Source organism: Pantoea sp. Ft-CA_14 (assembly GCF_024520875.1).
GTDB classification, from domain to species: Bacteria; Pseudomonadota; Gammaproteobacteria; order Enterobacterales; family Enterobacteriaceae; genus Pantoea; species Pantoea agglomerans.
The window spans coordinates 330,861-348,451 of sequence record NZ_JALNPM010000004.1 but is presented as its reverse complement, the minus strand read 5'-3'; the positions used below and the strand labels follow the sequence as shown (position 1 = coordinate 348,451).

Genomic DNA, 17,591 nt, shown 5'->3' with positions numbered 1-17,591 from the left:
GCTGTGAGCTCGATGAGTAAGGCGGGACACGTGGTATCCTGTCTGAATATGGGGGGACCATCCTCCAAGGCTAAATACTCCTGACTGACCGATAGTGAACCAGTACCGTGAGGGAAAGGCGAAAAGAACCCCGGCGAGGGGAGTGAAACAGAACCTGAAACCGTGTACGTACAAGCAGTGGGAGCCTTCTTTATGGGGGTGACTGCGTACCTTTTGTATAATGGGTCAGCGACTTATATTCTGTAGCAAGGTTAACCGTATAGGGGAGCCGCAGGGAAACCGAGTCTTAACTGGGCGTTAAGTTGCAGGGTATAGACCCGAAACCCGGTGATCTAGCCATGGGCAGGTTGAAGGTTGGGTAACACTAACTGGAGGACCGAACCGACTAATGTTGAAAAATTAGCGGATGACCTGTGGCTGGGGGTGAAAGGCCAATCAAACCGGGAGATAGCTGGTTCTCCCCGAAAGCTATTTAGGTAGCGCCTCGTGAACTCATCTTCGGGGGTAGAGCACTGTTTCGGCTAGGGGGCCATCCCGGCTTACCAACCCGATGCAAACTGCGAATACCGAAGAATGTTATCACGGGAGACACACGGCGGGTGCTAACGTCCGTCGTGAAGAGGGAAACAACCCAGACCGCCAGCTAAGGTCCCAAAGTCATGGTTAAGTGGGAAACGATGTGGGAAGGCACAGACAGCCAGGATGTTGGCTTAGAAGCAGCCATCATTTAAAGAAAGCGTAATAGCTCACTGGTCGAGTCGGCCTGCGCGGAAGATGTAACGGGGCTAAACCATGCACCGAAGCTGCGGCAGCGACGCTTAGGCGTTGTTGGGTAGGGGAGCGTTCTGTAAGCCGTCGAAGGTGTGCTGTGAGGCATGCTGGAGGTATCAGAAGTGCGAATGCTGACATAAGTAACGATAAAGCGGGTGAAAAGCCCGCTCGCCGGAAGACCAAGGGTTCCTGTTCAACGTTAATCGGAGCAGGGTGAGTCGACCCCTAAGGCGAGGCCGAAAGGCGTAGTCGATGGGAAACAGGTTAATATTCCTGTACTCGGTGTTACTGCGAAGGGGGGACGGAGAAGGCTATATCAGCCGGGCGACGGTTGTCCCGGTTTAAGCGTGTAGGCGGAGTGTCCAGGTAAATCCGGACGCTTGTTAACGCTGAGGCGTGACGACGAGGCACTACGGTGCTGAAGTGATAAATGCCCAGCTTCCAGGAAAAGCCTCTAAGCATCAGGTAACACAGAATCGTACCCCAAACCGACACAGGTGGTCAGGTAGAGAATACCAAGGCGCTTGAGAGAACTCGGGTGAAGGAACTAGGCAAAATGGTGCCGTAACTTCGGGAGAAGGCACGCTGGCGCGTAGGTGGAGGGACTTGCTCCCCGAGCCGAAGCCAGTCGAAGATACCAGCTGGCTGCAACTGTTTATTAAAAACACAGCACTGTGCAAACACGAAAGTGGACGTATACGGTGTGACGCCTGCCCGGTGCCGGAAGGTTAATTGATGGGGTTATCCGTAAGGAGAAGCTCTTGATCGAAGCCCCGGTAAACGGCGGCCGTAACTATAACGGTCCTAAGGTAGCGAAATTCCTTGTCGGGTAAGTTCCGACCTGCACGAATGGCGTAATGATGGCCAGGCTGTCTCCACCCGAGACTCAGTGAAATTGAACTCGCTGTGAAGATGCAGTGTACCCGCGGCAAGACGGAAAGACCCCGTGAACCTTTACTACAGCTTGACACTGAACATTGAGCCTTGATGTGTAGGATAGGTGGGAGGCTTTGAAGCGCGGACGCCAGTCTGCGTGGAGCCAACCTTGAAATACCACCCTTTAATGTTTGATGTTCTAACGTAGGCCCGTAATCCGGGCTGCGGACAGTGTCTGGTGGGTAGTTTGACTGGGGCGGTCTCCTCCTAAAGAGTAACGGAGGAGCACGAAGGTCAGCTAATCACGGTCGGACATCGTGAGGTTAGTGCAATGGCATAAGCTGGCTTGACTGCGAGAGTGACGGCTCGAGCAGGTGCGAAAGCAGGTCATAGTGATCCGGTGGTTCTGAATGGAAGGGCCATCGCTCAACGGATAAAAGGTACTCCGGGGATAACAGGCTGATACCGCCCAAGAGTTCATATCGACGGCGGTGTTTGGCACCTCGATGTCGGCTCATCACATCCTGGGGCTGAAGTAGGTCCCAAGGGTACGGCTGTTCGCCGTTTAAAGTGGTACGCGAGCTGGGTTTAGAACGTCGTGAGACAGTTCGGTCCCTATCTGCCGTGGGCGCTGGAGAATTGAGGGGGGTTGCTCCTAGTACGAGAGGACCGGAGTGAACGCACCACTGGTGTTCGGGTTGTCATGCCAATGGCATTGCCCGGTAGCTAAGTGCGGAAAAGATAAGTGCTGAAAGCATCTAAGCACGAAACTTGCCCCGAGATGAGTTCTCCCTGACTCCTTGAGAGTCCTGAAGGGACGTTGAAGACTACGACGTTGATAGGCCGGGTGTGTAAGCGCAGCGATGCGTTGAGCTAACCGGTACTAATGACCCGTGAGGCTTAACCTTACAACGCCAGAGGCGTTTTTGAGAGACAGATTTTCAGCTTGTTAACCGGATACAGTTGTGTCCTGCGGACTGAAGTCCGAAGGATTTTGCGCTGAGGCAAGGCGGCAACCGGGCGATACGAAGGAGCATACTGAAGTATGTGACGGAGTAGCGCGAGGGCGGCCAACGCAGCATCAGCACAAAAGACACAGGACAGAGCACAAAGAATTTGCCTGGCGGCTTTAGCGCGGTGGTCCCACCTGACCCCATGCCGAACTCAGAAGTGAAACGCCGTAGCGCCGATGGTAGTGTGGGGTCTCCCCATGCGAGAGTAGGGAACTGCCAGGCATTAAATAAGTGAAGAAGCCCCGCACGAAAGTGCGGGGCTTTTTTACGTCTGCGCTTTGCCACGTTAAGCTGAAACATTTTCATTTTCTGCATCAAACCTCGACATCTTACAACGATCAGGCTAATGTTGGGCATCCAGATGTCTAAACGTTTATATGGTTGTAAGAGGTGAGCAGGTTATGCCAATCAGGGTTCCCGACGAATTACCGGCAGTGAATTTTTTGCGTGACGAAAATGTCTTTGTGATGACATCGTCGCGCGCCAGTGTTCAGGAGATCCGCCCGCTTAAAGTGCTCATACTGAATCTGATGCCGAAAAAGATCGAAACGGAGAATCAGTTTCTGCGTCTGCTTTCCAACTCGCCCTTACAGATCGATATTCAGCTGCTGCGCATCGACAGCCGCGAGTCACGCAATACGCCCACTGAGCACCTCAACAACTTCTACTGCAATTTTGAAGATATCCAGCATGATAACTACGATGGCTTAATCGTGACAGGTGCACCACTCGGGCTGGTTGATTTTAATGATGTCGCTTACTGGCCACAGATTCAGCGCGTTCTGCACTGGGCAAATGAGCATGTCACCTCAACCCTGTTTGTCTGTTGGGCGGTTCAGGCCGCGCTTAACATTCTGTATGGCATTCCCAAGCAAACCCGGCATAACAAACTGTCTGGCGTCTATGAGCATCAGATACTGCATCCCCATGCGTTACTGACCCGCGGTTTTGATGATAATTTCCTCGCACCGCACTCACGCTATGCTGATTTTCCCACTCATTTGATAACGGATTACACCGATCTTGAGCTGTTTGCTGAATCGGAACAAACCGGTGCCTATCTGATGGCGAGTAAAGACAAACGTCTGGTGTTTGTTACCGGTCACCCGGAATATGATGCCCTGACGTTGTCTGGTGAGTACCATCGCGATTATGAAGCGGGGGTGAATCCGGAAGTCCCTTATAACTATTTCCCGCAGGATAATCCGGTATTGCCACCCCGCGCCACCTGGCGCAGTCACGGCAATCTGCTGTTCTCGAACTGGCTCAACTACTACGTTTACCAGATCACGCCGTTCGATCTGCGTCACATGAACCCAACGCTGGAATAGTCCTGTCTGAAGATCAACTGAACCGTGTTAGCCGATGGCAACACGGTTTTTTTTCGCCTTTAAAACGTTAAATGAAAGCAATTCCTTTAATGGATTAAAGTTTTATTGCAGATAAAACATAAGGATAGGTTAATTTATATTTAAAAATGGAAATAGTTTTTGATTTAAAAAAATAACTGCTTATGCTCTGATCCTGTAGCTCACAAAATAAACACCGTGTGGATCCGCTGCTTTCGATCCTTTGAATACAGGAGAACGCCAGCATGACAGACTCAGTGATCAGACATACCCTGATTTTCGGCCAGCCCTTTAGCCATGCAGAACAGCAACTGTTAACGCCCGAGGCTGTTTCTTTTTTAGAGTCTCTGGTCGCACGCTTTGCACCGCAACGCGAAGAGCTGTTATCGGCTCGCCAGCAGCGTCAGCAGCAATATGACCAGGGCTATCTGCCAGACTTCGATATGGAAACGGCTTCCATAAGAGCCAGTGAATGGCGTATTCAATCTATTCCGGCAGATTTAGAAGATCGTCGGGTCGAGATCACCGGTCCACCCGATCGGAAAATGGTGATTAACGCCCTGAACTCAAACGTTAAAGTCTTTATGGCCGACTTTGAGGATTCGCTCTCTCCGGAGTGGTCAACGTTGATTGAAGGGCAGCTGACACTGCGCGAAGCAGTACAGGGCACCCTGAGTTATACCAGCGACAAAGGCAAAATTTATCAGCTCGGCGCTACCCCTGCGGTACTGATGTGCCGGGTGCGTGGTCTGCATCTGTCAGAAAAACATGTCAGCTGGCAGGGGAAGGCAATTCCGGGCGGGCTGTTTGATTTCGCGCTCTATTTCTTCCACAACGTCCGGCCGTTACTGGCCAAAGGCAGCGGGCCTTATTTCTATCTGCCGAAAACCGAGAGCTGGCAGGAGATCGCCTGGTGGCGTGAGATCTTCAGTTTCAGCGAGGATCAGTTTGATCTGCCGCGTGGCACGATCAAAGCCACTGTCCTGATCGAAACCTTACCCGCCGTGTTTCAGATGGATGAGATCCTGTGGAATCTGCGCGATCACATTGTTGGCCTCAACTGTGGCCGCTGGGATTACATCTTCAGCTATATCAAAACCCTGAAACAGCATGCGGATCGCGTGCTGCCGGATCGCCAGTCCGTCACCATGTCTCAGCCGTTTCTGGACGCTTATTCGCGACTGCTGATTAAAACCTGTCATCGGCGGGGTGCTTTTGCGATGGGCGGGATGTCAGCGCTGATCCCCGCTAAAGATCCCACGCGCAATGCCTGGGTACTGCAGCGCGTGACGGAAGATAAGCAGCGGGAGGCAGGTAACGGGCATGACGGCACCTGGATTGCTCATCCTGGTCTGGCAGAGACCGCGATGGCGGTCTTCAACGCTGCGCTGGGCGACCGGCCAAACCAGCTGCAGGTCATGCGGGAAGAGGATGCGCCGATCACTGCGGAGCAGCTGCTGGCGCCCTGTCAGGGTGAGCGCACCGAAGCCGGTATGCGCGCCAACATCCGTGTTGCGCTGCAATATCTGGAAGCGTGGATCAGCGGTAACGGCTGTGTCCCGATTGACGGACTGATGGAGGATGCCGCCACCGCTGAGATCGCACGCACCTCAATCTGGCAATGGATTCATCATCAGCAAATGCTGAACAACGGCCAGCAGGTCACAGCTGAACTGTTTCTGCGCTGGCTTAACGAAGAGCTGCATCTGCTGCAAAACGCGCTGGGCGAAGCCCACTTCAGCGCCGGTCGCTATGACGACGCGGCGCAGTTGATGGCTCAGATCACCACCGAGCGCGAGCTGGTTTCCTTTCTTACCCTGCCAGGCTATCGCCTGATCCCCTGAACAGAGGAGTTATTGCCATGACACGTACTCAACAGATCGATCAACTGGAACAACTCTGGCAGACCGCACGCTGGCAGGGCATTACCCGCCCTTACAGCGCAGCAGAGGTCGTCAATCTGCGCGGCTCGGTCTTGCCCGCCTGTACGCTGGCAGAGCGCGGTGCGGAAAAATTATGGGCGTTGCTGAATGGCGAGGCGAAGAAAGGGTATATCAATAGCCTGGGTGCGCTGAGCGGCGGGCAGGCACTGCAGCAGGCCAAAGCGGGCATCGAAGCGATCTACCTTTCTGGCTGGCAGGTAGCGGCGGATGCCAACGTGGCGGGGCAGATGTATCCCGATCAGTCCCTCTACCCGGTGAACTCGGTGCCGGAAGTGGTGACGCGCATTAATCAGACCTTTCAGCGCGCCGATCAGATTCAGTGGTCCAGCGGCATTGAAGCGGGGGACAGCCGGCACACCGATTTCTTCCTGCCGATTGTGGCCGATGCTGAAGCTGGTTTTGGCGGCGTGCTGAATGCGTATGAGCTGATGAAGGCGATGATTCAGGCGGGCGCGGCGGCCGTCCACTTCGAAGATCAGCTGGCGGCGGTAAAAAAATGCGGTCACATGGGCGGCAAAGTTCTGGTACCGACTCAGGAAGCCATTCAGAAACTGGTAGCGGCACGGCTGGCTGCCGATGTGATGGGCGTGCCAACCGTGCTGCTGGCACGAACTGATGCCGACGCTGCTGACCTGATTACATCAGATTGCGATGAATACGATCGTCCCTTTATCCAGGGCGACCGGACGGCAGAAGGCTTCTTCCGCACCCACGCCGGCATTGAACAGGCGATCAGTCGCGGGCTGGCCTATGCACCTTATGCTGACATCCTGTGGTGTGAAACCTCAACGCCGGATCTGGCGATGGCGCAGCGCTTTGCCGACGCCATTCATGCGCGTTTCCCCGGCAAGCTGCTGGCCTACAACTGTTCACCGTCGTTCAACTGGAAGAAGAACCTCGATGACCGCACCATCGCGAAGTTTCAGCAGGCGCTCAGCGACATGGGCTATCGCTTCCAGTTCATCACGCTGGCGGGCATCCACAGCATGTGGTTCAACATGTTCGATCTGGCCCACGCCTACGCCCAGGGCGAAGGGATGCGTCACTATGTTGAAAAGGTTCAGCAGCCTGAGTTCGCTGCCCGCGATCGCGGTTACAGCTTCTCTTCGCATCAGCAGGAGGTGGGCACCGGCTATTTTGATCAGGTGACTAATATCATTCAGGGCGGTAAGTCCTCGGTCACCGCGCTCACCGGTTCGACCGAAGAGCATCAGTTCTGACCCTTTTCCTCTGACTGATTTCCCGTCCGCAAACCGCGGGCGGGCGTTTACCGGAGCTGATTATGCCGCCACGCGAATCATTGATCGCCCACACTATCCTGCAGGGTTTTGATGCACAGTATGGTCGCTTTCTCGACATCACTGCTGGCGCGCAGCAGCGATTTGAGCAGGCGGAATGGCAGGCGGTGCAGCATGCCATGAAGGCCCGTATTCACCTCTATGACCATCACGTCAGCCTGGTTGCCGATCAATTGCGGGTGCTGAACGGCGCGGACAGCTGGGATGAGATGTTCTGGCTGCGGGTTAAGGACCACTATCAAAGCCTGCTGCCCGGCTATCCACGGCATGAAATTGCCGAAAGCTTCTTTAATTCCGTCTACTGCCGGTTACATGGACATGCCGATCTGCAGCCGGACCGGCTGTTTATCTTCAGCTCTCAATCCCTGACCGCGCCGGTCACACCTTTGCGCCCGTTATCGCGCCGTTATCAGCCGGAGCGGGGCTGGCTGGCACTGGTGGATCAGGTGTTGAGCGATTTACCGCTGACGTTGCCGTGGCAGCAGCGCGCTCGCGACGTCGGCTGGATTGTCCGCCACCTGCAGTCGCATTTTCCCCGGCTGAACCAGGGCTGGCTCGAGGTTAACAGTGAACTCTTCTATCGTAACAAAACTGCCTGGCTGGTGGCGCGCCTGCATCTGCCGGAGGGCATCTTGCCCTGTCTGCTGCCGATCCAGCGCAGTGAAACGGGCGAACTGTGGATCGACACCTGTCTGACCGATGTGAATGACGCCAGCATTGTGTTTGGTTTTGCCCGCGCCTATTTCATGGTTTATGCGCCGGTGCCTGCGGCGCTGGTTGCCTGGCTGCAACCGATACTGCCTGGCAAAACCCTGGCGGAGCGCTATATGGCGATTGGCTGCCAGAAGCACGGTAAAACCGAGAGCTATCGCGAATATCTTCAGGCGTTGGCAGAAAATGAGACGGCCTTTGAGATCGCACCCGGCGTGCGCGGCATGGTGATGCTGGTCTTCACGCTGCCGGGCTTTGACTGGGTGTTCAAGGTCATCAGGGATCGCTTCGCGCCGCAAAAAGAGGTGACGGAAGCACAGGTCCGCGCCTGTTATCAGCAGGTCAAAGAGCACGATCGCGTGGGACGTATGGCGGATACGCAGGAGTTCGAACAGTTTGCGCTGCCGCTGTCGCGCATCTCTCCGGCGCTGCTGGCAGAACTCCACGCCTGCGTGGCGGAGAAGCTGCATATCGAAGGCGATCGCCTGATTATTCGTCACCTGTGGCTGGAGCGCCGTATGCAGCCGCTCAATCTCTACCTGGCCCAGGCGAATGCCGCAGAGCGACGTCACGCGATTGAAGAGTATGGCAATGCCATCCGACAGCTGGCGGCGGCCAATATCTTTCCCGGAGACATGCTGTTTAAAAACTTCGGCATCACCCGCCATGGCCGGGTGATTTTTTACGATTACGATGAGATTCGCCCGATGCAGGAGCTGCACTTCCGGGATGTGCCCGCGGCGCGCTATGAGGAGGATGAACTCAGCGCCGAGCCCTGGTACAGCGTCGGGCCGGACGATGTCTTCCCGGAAACCTTCCGCTATGCGTTATGCAGTGAAGCCGCTACCGGCGCATTGCTGTTGCAACTGCATCCGGAGATATTCGACGCCCGCTGGTGGCGCGCGCAGCAGCAGCGCATCGCCCAGGGTCATGTGGAAGAGGTGATCGCCTGGCGGCAGACGCAGCGTTTCAGCGTCTGCTACGGCGCAGATAAAGTTAACGACCGCTGTACGCCAGCGTAACCTGGCGCGCTTCGCGGATGACCAGTGCACCTAATTCAGTAATCCGATCGTCTGTCATGCGGGCGATGGGGCCGGAGATGGAGAGCGCGGCAAACGCCTCGCCATGTTCGTCATAGATTGGCGCGGCGACACAGCGTAGTCCAAGCGCATGCTCTTCATCATCAAATGAGAAGCCCGCTTTGCGCACCAGCGCCAGATTCTCTTTCAGACTCTGCGGCGACATCAGGGTTTTCGGCGTGTAGTAATGCAATCCTTTCTGATGCAGCAGGGCGGTGACCTGCTCATCGCCCAGATGGGCCAGAAACGCTTTGCCTGCGCCAGACGCATGCATCGGCAGCTTGCCGCCAATCGGCGCGGACATTCGCATCAGCTGGGTACACTGCACCTGATCAATGATCACCGCCTGGTGATCGCTGAGATCCAGCACCGCCAGATTCACCGTTTCACCGGACTGCTCCATCAGGCTACGCAGCACCGGGTGTACCAGCGCCAGCAGGTTACGGCTCTGCAGGAAACTGCTGCCGACCACGAAGGCGTGTGCGCCGATCGTCCACAGCCCGAGATCGCCCACCTGCCGGACAAAACCCTGCTGCTGCATGGTGCTGAGCAGGCGATGCGTGGTGGAGTTAGGCAAACCTGCCTGCTGCGCCAGCTCGGTCAGCGCTACGCTGCCATGTGAGTCAGCAATCAGCTCCAGCAGCGTCAGGCCGCGGGTCAGCGATTGCACCTGACCGCCCGCGGGTGCGGCGACAGGGGTGCCACGGGGTTTCTTGCCGCGCTTAACAGGAACCGGGGTTGCCATCATTGTTCTCCTTTTACATTGTGGAAATCATTTTCGTTTTAATCGCGCGCTTTGCAAACGCTGGTTTTCTGGTCAGACCTGTACAGCCGTGACCTGAAAATCTCTCAGTCGAGGTTACTTTGTCGCCTGACCAGCTTGTGCCAGAATGAAAAACGGGCTTTTCCGCCAGCAGACTGACGTGAATGGGGCAACAGTGAGCAATAAAATCGACGCGTTAAAACAGCAGCTCGCACAACGCATTATGGTGCTGGATGGGGGGATGGGCACCATGATCCAGAGCTATAAGCTGGAAGAAGAGGATTATCGCGGCAGCCGTTTTGCTGACTGGCCTTGCGATCTCAAAGGCAATAACGATCTGCTGGTGCTGAGTAAACCGGCGGTGATCCGCGAGATCCACGACGCCTATCTGGCGGCGGGTGCGGATATCCTCGAAACCAACACCTTTAACGCCACGTCGATTGCGATGGCGGACTACCAGATGGAACGTTTATCGGCGGAGATCAATTTTGAAGCGGCCCGCCTGGCGCGAGCCTGCGCCGATGCGTGGACGGCGAAAACGCCGGATCGTCCGCGTTATGTTGCGGGTGTGCTCGGCCCGACCAACCGCACCTGCTCGATCTCACCCGACGTCAACGATCCTGCCTACCGTAACGTTACTTTTAATCAGCTGGTGGAGGCGTACCGCGAATCGACCCGCGCGCTGGTGGAGGGCGGTTCCGACATCATCATGATTGAAACGGTGTTCGATACGCTGAATGCCAAGGCGGCTATCTATGCGGTGCAGACCGAGATGGAAGCGCTTGGCGTGGCGCTGCCGCTGATGATCTCCGGCACTATCACCGACGCCTCCGGCCGAACGCTCTCCGGCCAGACCACCGAAGCTTTTTACAACTCGCTGCGTCACGCCGAACCGCTCTCTTTTGGCCTGAACTGCGCACTGGGACCCGACGAACTTCGTCAGTATGTGGCGGAACTGTCGCGCATCGCTGAAGGCTACGTGACCGCCCATCCCAACGCCGGTCTGCCCAATGCCTTTGGCGAATATGATCTGGATGCGGAAGTGATGGCGCAGCAGATTGGTGAATGGGCCACCGCCGGATTCCTGAACATTATCGGCGGCTGCTGTGGCACCACACCGCAACATATCGCTGCCATGGTGGCGGCGGTTGAAGGCGTTGCACCGCGTCAGTTGCCGACGATCCCGGTGGCCTGCCGTCTCTCCGGTCTGGAGCCGCTTAACATCACCGCAGAGTCACTGTTTGTTAACGTCGGTGAGCGCACCAACGTCACCGGCTCGGCAAAATTTAAACGGCTGATCAAAGAAGAGAAGTATAACGAAGCGCTGGAAGTGGCGCTGCAGCAGGTGCAGAGCGGCGCGCAGATCATCGATATCAACATGGATGAAGGCATGCTCGACGCCGAGGCGGCGATGGTACGCTTTCTGAATCTGATTGCTGGCGAACCCGATATTGCCCGCGTGCCGATCATGATCGACTCCTCAAAATGGGAGGTGATTGAGAAAGGGTTGCAGTGCATTCAGGGCAAAGGGATCGTGAACTCAATTTCGATGAAAGAGGGTGAAGCGGCCTTTATTCATCATGCGCGTCAGGTCCGGCGTTACGGCGCGGCGATGGTGGTCATGGCGTTTGACGAAGTGGGTCAGGCGGATACCCGCGCCCGAAAAATTGAGATCTGCCGCCGTGCTTACCGGATCCTCACCGAACAGGTCGGCTTCCCGCCGGAAGATATAATCTTTGACCCCAACATCTTTGCGGTCGCCACCGGCATCGACGAACACAACAACTACGCCATGGATTTCATTGGTGCCTGCGAAGATATCAAGCGCGAGCTGCCCCATGCGATGATCTCCGGCGGCGTCTCAAACGTATCGTTTTCATTCCGTGGCAACGATCCGGTGCGTGAAGCGATACATGCCGTCTTTCTCTATTACGCCATCCGTAAAGGCATGGATATGGGCATCGTCAACGCAGGCCAGCTGGCGATTTATGATGATTTGCCGGCAGAACTGCGCGAGGCGGTAGAGGATGTGATTCTTAACCGGCGGGATGATGGCACCGAGCGGCTGCTGGCGCTGGCGGAGAAATACCGTGGCGGCAAAAGCGATGGCTCGCAGGAAAAACAGCTCGCGGAATGGCGCAGCTGGGACGTGGTGAAACGGCTGGAGTATTCGCTGGTCAAGGGGATCACCGAGTTTATTGAGCAGGATACCGAAGAGGCGCGCCAGCAGGTACCACGGCCGATAGAGGTGATTGAAGGCCCGCTGATGTCCGGCATGAACGTCGTCGGTGACCTGTTCGGTGAGGGCAAGATGTTCCTGCCGCAGGTGGTGAAATCGGCGCGCGTGATGAAGCAGGCGGTGGCGTATCTGGAGCCCTTTATCGAAGCCAGCAAAGAGGCGGGGCGCAGCAACGGTAAAATCGTGCTGGCCACGGTCAAAGGCGACGTACACGACATCGGGAAAAATATTGTCGGCGTGGTGCTGCAGTGTAATAACTACGAAATCATTGACCTTGGCGTGATGGTGCCGGGTGAAAAAATTCTTAAAACGGCGCGCGAAGTGAATGCGGACATCATCGGCTTATCAGGCCTGATTACGCCGTCGCTGGATGAGATGGTCAACATGGCGAAAGAGATGGAGCGTCAGGGCTTTACCTTACCGCTGCTGATTGGCGGCGCGACCACCTCGAAGGCGCATACCGCTGTCAAAATTGAGCAGCATTACAGTGGCCCGACGGTCTACGTGCAGAACGCCTCACGCACCGTTGGCGTGGTGTCGTCGCTGCTTTCCGCCACGTTAAAAGAGGATTTCGTCGCCCGAACCCGCAAAGAGTACGAGACCGTGCGCATTCAGCATGCACGCAAAAAGCCGCGCACGCCGCCGGTCTCGCTGCAGGCGGCGCGCGATAACGCCACCTCAATTGACTGGGAGAGTTACACGCCACCCGTGCCGCATCGTCCCGGGGTCAGTCAGGTGGAGGCCAGCATTGAAACGCTGCGCAACTACATCGACTGGACGCCATTCTTTATGACCTGGTCGCTGGCGGGCAAATATCCCCGCATCATGGAAGATGAGGTGGTGGGTGAAGAGGCGCAGCGTCTGTTTGCCGATGCCAATGCGATGCTCGACAAATTAAGCCAGCAGTCGCTGCTGAAGCCACGTGGCGTGGTCGGTATTTTTCCGGCTAACCGGGTCGGCGATGATATTCATCTCTACAGTGATGAGCGGCGTGATGAGATTTTGTGTGTGAGTCATCACTTACGCCAGCAGACCGAAAAAACCGACTTCGCCAACTACTGTCTGGCGGATTTTGTGGCCCCGAAATTGAGCGGCAAAGCGGACTATCTCGGTGCCTTCGCGGTGACCGGCGGGCTGGAAGAGGATGCGCTGGCGGAGGCGTACGATCGTCAGCATGACGACTACAACAAGATCATGGTGAAAGCGCTGGCTGACCGTCTGGCGGAAGCCTTTGCCGAATATCTGCACGAGCGGGTACGTAAGGTGATCTGGGGCTTCGCGCCTAACGAAAATCTCAGCAATGAAGAGCTGATTCGGGAAAATTATCAGGGGATACGTCCGGCGCCAGGCTATCCGGCCTGCCCGGAGCACACTGAGAAAGCCGCCATCTGGCGTCTGCTGGCGGTGGAAGAACAGACCGGCATGAAGCTCACCGAATCCTTTGCCATGTGGCCGGGCGCGTCAGTCTCTGGCTGGTACTTCAGCCATCCTGACAGCCGCTATTTCGCCGTAGCGCAGATCCAGCGTGACCAGGTGGAAGATTATGCGGTACGCAAAGGGATGTCGTTAACGGAAGTTGAGCGCTGGCTGGCGCCGAATCTCGGCTACGACGCGGACTAAATAAAAAAGCGGCCTGAGGGCCGCTTCAGACTGCTGACAAATCCAGCTCCGGTTAAATCTGGCAGCAATGAAGAAACTCAACGCGCAGGGAACCCGGTCAGAGGAGGAAAGCGTCCCGCGCCAGGGACGGCGCGGGCCGAGCGGCCAGGGATGGCATTAGCGCCTTTCCGATCTGACCGGGTTCCCTGAGCAGGCGCGATCTCATTGCTATGCTTTGCTTCAGGCGTATGCTCCCTGAGCCTGCTTTCTGTTAACCGCATGAAACGGCCCTGAGGCCGCCATCTGCTTAGTTAAAGCGAGCGTCGCGATCGGACGTCAGATCATACAGCTGGTACTTGCGACCCAGCATCTGACCGCCATCACGCGTCAGCGGCACCCAGTTCACCTGCGCGCGACCGCGCGTTGGCGTCACGGTGAACAGATCCATTGGGATGGAGATATAGAAGCCTTTGGTGAAGTCGCCTTCGCCATACTCTTCAGACGAGACGTTGGTTTTGGTGGCATAGACACCCACCATCACGCCGCTGTCGAAGCGCTTCGACACATCGACCGTCACACCTTTATCTTTCGCCAGATACTGACCGACGCTGGTTTTCACCAGTACATCCTGCATGAACCATGGACGCCAGTAACCCGTCAGGTTGCCGGTTGAGGCTTTATAGCGATTGAACTGCATCATGTTGTCCCAGTCACGCTGACGGACATAGTTGGCATCGACGCCCACCGCCCAGTTCGCATCGACCGGACGATAGAGCAGCTCGCCGCCCACGCCGCCGTACATCGTCTCCAGGTACCCGCCGTAAACCTGACCATAGAAGCCGTTACCGAGGTGGCCCATATAGTTTGCCTGCAGATCGTTGACGTAGACGTTGTTCTCAACGTAGTCGCGGATATGGGTACGCACGCGCGGCAGCGAAGAATCCGCCGGTGCGCCGTTGTAGTTGAACTTGTCGTAGTTGTTGGCGAGGTTACCAAACAGACTACCGCCCACCAGCAGGTGATCCGTCAGCCAGTAATCAGCGTTAGCCATTACGCCGACCTGATACATATAGAAGCTTTCCGGGCCGCCCACCGACTGATTCAGTACCGGAGAGAGGCTGTAGTTCAGGCGATCCTGACGGATAAACATACCCTGCTCGGTGCTACCCGGATCGACCGGTTCTTTGCGGGTCTGTTGCAGTGGCTGCTCATGGCCCAGCGGATAGCCTTCCAGATTGTTACGCAGGCTGGCGACCTGTGTCTCAGTCGTCACCTGTGGCATGTTAAAGCGCGACTCGGTGACATTGATGGTGTCGATGCCGTCAGGCAGGTGGTTCATGATGATGCGGTTCGCGCGATCCACCCCTTCACGGGTATCGCGATACTTCGTCTGCTCGCCTGACACATAGATCGTGTGACCCTGAGTCTGAATACGCGGACCATCGAGACCGGCATTGTATTTCAGATCGGTCAGCTGAGTGCCCACCACCGTCGGCTCCAGCAACTTAGGTTGCGGCTGCGGATTGTAGGAAGGCTTCTCGCTGTCGATGTGCGCCTGACGCAGATCGTTGAAGTTGGTGCGAATGGTGACACCAAACATAAAGGTGTTACCGCGTTCGTAGCTGGCGTTGATGTCAGCCCAGTCGGTTACGCGATAAATAGCGCCGACGTTGAGCTTGCTGCGCTGCTCAAGGCGGCCAGCAAAGTCATTCTGGTAGTCGTTGCCCTCATACTCCATTTTAAGGCGCAGCGGCTGCCAGGGCGTCTGATACTCCACGCCGCCAAACAGCGCCGTCGGACCGTGGAACATCTGCGAGCCGTTGATTGAACCCGCTTCGCCCACCTGCGGACGCTGGCAATAGCTGTCGCTGTATGAGCAGAAGGGGTTCTTCACGGTGCCGCTGTTGCCGAGATAGCCCCAGCCAAGCCCCAGGGTAAAGTCGAACGGTCCCCATGCTTTGGTCGCCACCAGGTATTCGCTGTCGAACAGACCGGTACCGCCCAGATCGCGGGTTCCCACCGCCACTTCCGGCAGCCAGAAGCCCTCCTGCCACAGACGGAGTTTCAGGTCGAAGGCTTTATCTTTATAGCTCTGCGTGCCGCTGAATTCTGAGACCGCACTGTACTGACGGGTGCGCACGTCGGTATACCGCACAGTGGTCTCCAGCCAGGGAAAGAGCTGCAGTGACGCGGAGTAGTATCGGTACTGATCGTTGTCGCGCGCGTTGAGGCTGAACTCGCCCTCTTTGGCCATGCGCGCCGTCGGCACCTGCATCAGACCCACGCCGCCGAAATCGGATTGTGAAGGGCCCACCGGCTCGGGCCAGGTGTCAGCCTGCGCCTGACAGGCTGCCGCCACGGAAACAGCCAACAGGCTGAAGAGATAACGTTTTTTCATCAGTCTGGTATCCGGTGAGTCAGTACGGAAAGGATGCGTTCATTAAGGTCTTCATAGCTGCCTGGCAGGCTCCATGACGAAAAGCCGAGCCAGATAATGCTGCCTGGCTCCACTTCCGCGTGGCGATGATTCCAGTAGGCAACCGGCACCTGCTGTGTGGCGCCTGAAGGTGCAATCACGGTGACAAAATTGCGTTCTGCCCCGGAGAGTGCGTCATGACCATCCAGATAGTCGCGTACTGATTTACCCGGCTGCCAGCTCACTTTGCCTGCGCCGCTCAGCGCGCCGAGCAGCAGCACAGAATCTGAGGGGGCCTGCAGATAGAGGTCATAGCTGCCTTCCAGCCGACGGTTGTCAGCCGGATGCAGACGGATCCAGTCCGGTTCGAGCGACGTGAACTGGCGACCTGCTACTTTGATGGCGCTCAGCTGGCGGATCACTTCATCAATGGCCGCCGCCCGATCGCCGCTGCTGTCGGCACGCCACGCACGTAACGCGCCCAGCGTCTGTTGATAGTGCTGCTGTGCCACTGCGCTGGCGCCGCGCTCGGCAATAAAGGTCGCACGCCAGTCAGTGTTGACCTGCAGTGGAGGCAGAGTCACCAGCTGGGAGAGATCCGCGACCTGGCTCAGCTCAGCCTGACCGCCGTTGTGCGGTGCATGAACGATAACCTGCGCAGTTGCCTGCGCTTCTGCGGCGCTGAACAGGCTCAGCCCGGCCAGCAAAAAAGTGATTTTTTTCATGATTTCGCCGGCTTCAGAATAGTGATATCTACAGGGAAGGCGTCTGCCGCCAGCATCTGATGGGCCTGCACCACATCGCCGCTGCTGTTATCGATCCAGAAGGTGTTTTCCCACTCGCGGTTACTGCTGTCGATGCTCACCTGCTCATGCCAGACGCGGCACGGAATGCGGTTGCCCGCCACGGTCAGGACTTCGTCGGTGCCGCGCTGGAAGGTTGAACGCACAGTCGCGCCGCGAACCTTGCCCTGTTCGGTCCACTGCACGATGCGGGTCCAGCCTGCACCGTTGCTGATATGCAGGCTGTCAGCGAGCGGATCCTGTTGCAGATTGCTGACGCTCAGCAGGTTATCCGGCAAGCCCAGGGTTTTAACCAGGCGGCCATGCTGTGTCACCAGCATCGCCTGATCCTGTGTCACCCATTTTTGCTGACCTTTCTCGTTGTAGCCGAGCACTACAAAAATGCGCGGACCTTCATTCAGGCGAGCATAGAGACTGGCATAGGGAAGATTGTTGACCTGTTGATCGGTAACGGTCACGTCGTCCGGACCGTTAACCGCAAGCAGCAGAGTCTGTTCAAGACCTTTTTGCGTTTGTGTACAGGCCTGCAGCAGCAGGCAAGCGAGCAGCAGAGGAAGTTGGCGCACTGTGTGTCCCTGATAAGTCATGCCAAAGTAAAAAATAACCACACAGGCGTGTGGTTATGTTTAAAGGTGCTCTGCCCGTCCCGTTCCGGCTGCAGAAATACAGGTTACGTGGCTCAGCGTCCTCACTCACCGAAGTCAGTGGTTCAGCCTCTGCCCGTTTGCTGC

At 56.6% G+C, this 17,591-nt stretch carries 9 protein-coding genes and 2 rRNA genes; 7 read left to right on the top strand and 4 right to left on the bottom strand.

What is annotated here, in order from left to right; all coding sequences use genetic code 11:
* From NR195_RS09440 to aceK, 6 genes are all read left to right on the top strand, one after another.
* Window positions 1-2,555 (top strand): 23S ribosomal RNA (locus NR195_RS09440); the annotation flags it as partial.
* A 211-nt stretch (window positions 2,556-2,766) separates the two neighbouring features.
* Window positions 2,767-2,882, top strand: a 5S ribosomal RNA gene (gene rrf, locus NR195_RS09435).
* 179 nt (window positions 2,883-3,061) lie between these two features.
* Window positions 3,062-3,991, top strand: a complete 930-nt coding sequence (gene metA / locus NR195_RS09430) for a homoserine O-succinyltransferase (protein ID WP_010252696.1) — start codon at window positions 3,062-3,064, stop codon at window positions 3,989-3,991.
* 263 nt (window positions 3,992-4,254) lie between these two features.
* Window positions 4,255-5,853, top strand: a complete 1,599-nt coding sequence (gene aceB, locus NR195_RS09425) for a malate synthase A (RefSeq protein WP_256844443.1) — start codon at window positions 4,255-4,257, stop codon at window positions 5,851-5,853.
* Window positions 5,854-5,870: 17 nt separating this feature from the next.
* Window positions 5,871-7,172 carry an isocitrate lyase gene (aceA, locus tag NR195_RS09420; RefSeq protein WP_010672196.1) on the top strand — a complete coding sequence of 434 codons (1,302 nt, stop codon included), beginning with the start codon at window positions 5,871-5,873 and terminating at the stop codon, window positions 7,170-7,172.
* Between the two features lie 62 nt (window positions 7,173-7,234).
* A complete protein-coding gene (gene aceK / locus NR195_RS09415) occupies window positions 7,235-8,983 on the top strand; it encodes a bifunctional isocitrate dehydrogenase kinase/phosphatase (RefSeq protein ID WP_089414673.1) in 1,749 nt (582 codons plus the stop codon).
* Here the strand turns inward: aceK and iclR are convergent.
* Entirely contained in the window at window positions 8,958-9,785 is an 828-nt protein-coding gene (gene iclR, locus NR195_RS09410; RefSeq protein ID WP_010252683.1) for a glyoxylate bypass operon transcriptional repressor IclR, read from the bottom strand. The genes aceK and iclR overlap by 26 nt on opposite strands.
* A gap of 193 nt (window positions 9,786-9,978) precedes the next feature.
* On the opposite strand from iclR, the gene metH reads away from it, so the two are divergent.
* A complete protein-coding gene (gene metH, locus NR195_RS09405) occupies window positions 9,979-13,662 on the top strand; it encodes a methionine synthase (RefSeq protein ID WP_256844448.1) in 3,684 nt (1,227 codons plus the stop codon).
* 286 nt (window positions 13,663-13,948) lie between these two features.
* Here metH and NR195_RS09400 read toward each other — a convergent pair whose 3' ends face one another.
* From NR195_RS09400 to NR195_RS09390, 3 genes are read right to left on the bottom strand one after another with little or no spacing between them, the layout of a single operon-like run.
* A complete protein-coding gene (locus NR195_RS09400) occupies window positions 13,949-16,039 on the bottom strand; it encodes a YjbH domain-containing protein (RefSeq protein ID WP_033770826.1) in 2,091 nt (696 codons plus the stop codon).
* Window positions 16,039-16,782 (bottom strand): capsule biosynthesis GfcC family protein, encoded by a 744-nt coding sequence (locus NR195_RS09395; protein ID WP_256844442.1) that lies wholly within the window; start codon window positions 16,780-16,782, stop codon window positions 16,039-16,041. Before NR195_RS09395 ends, NR195_RS09400 begins: the two co-directional genes overlap by 1 nt.
* Window positions 16,779-17,426, bottom strand: coding sequence for a YjbF family lipoprotein (locus NR195_RS09390; RefSeq protein WP_010672200.1), 648 nt, complete (start codon window positions 17,424-17,426; stop codon window positions 16,779-16,781). Before NR195_RS09390 ends, NR195_RS09395 begins: the two co-directional genes overlap by 4 nt.
* Between the last annotated feature and the right edge of the window lie 165 nt (window positions 17,427-17,591).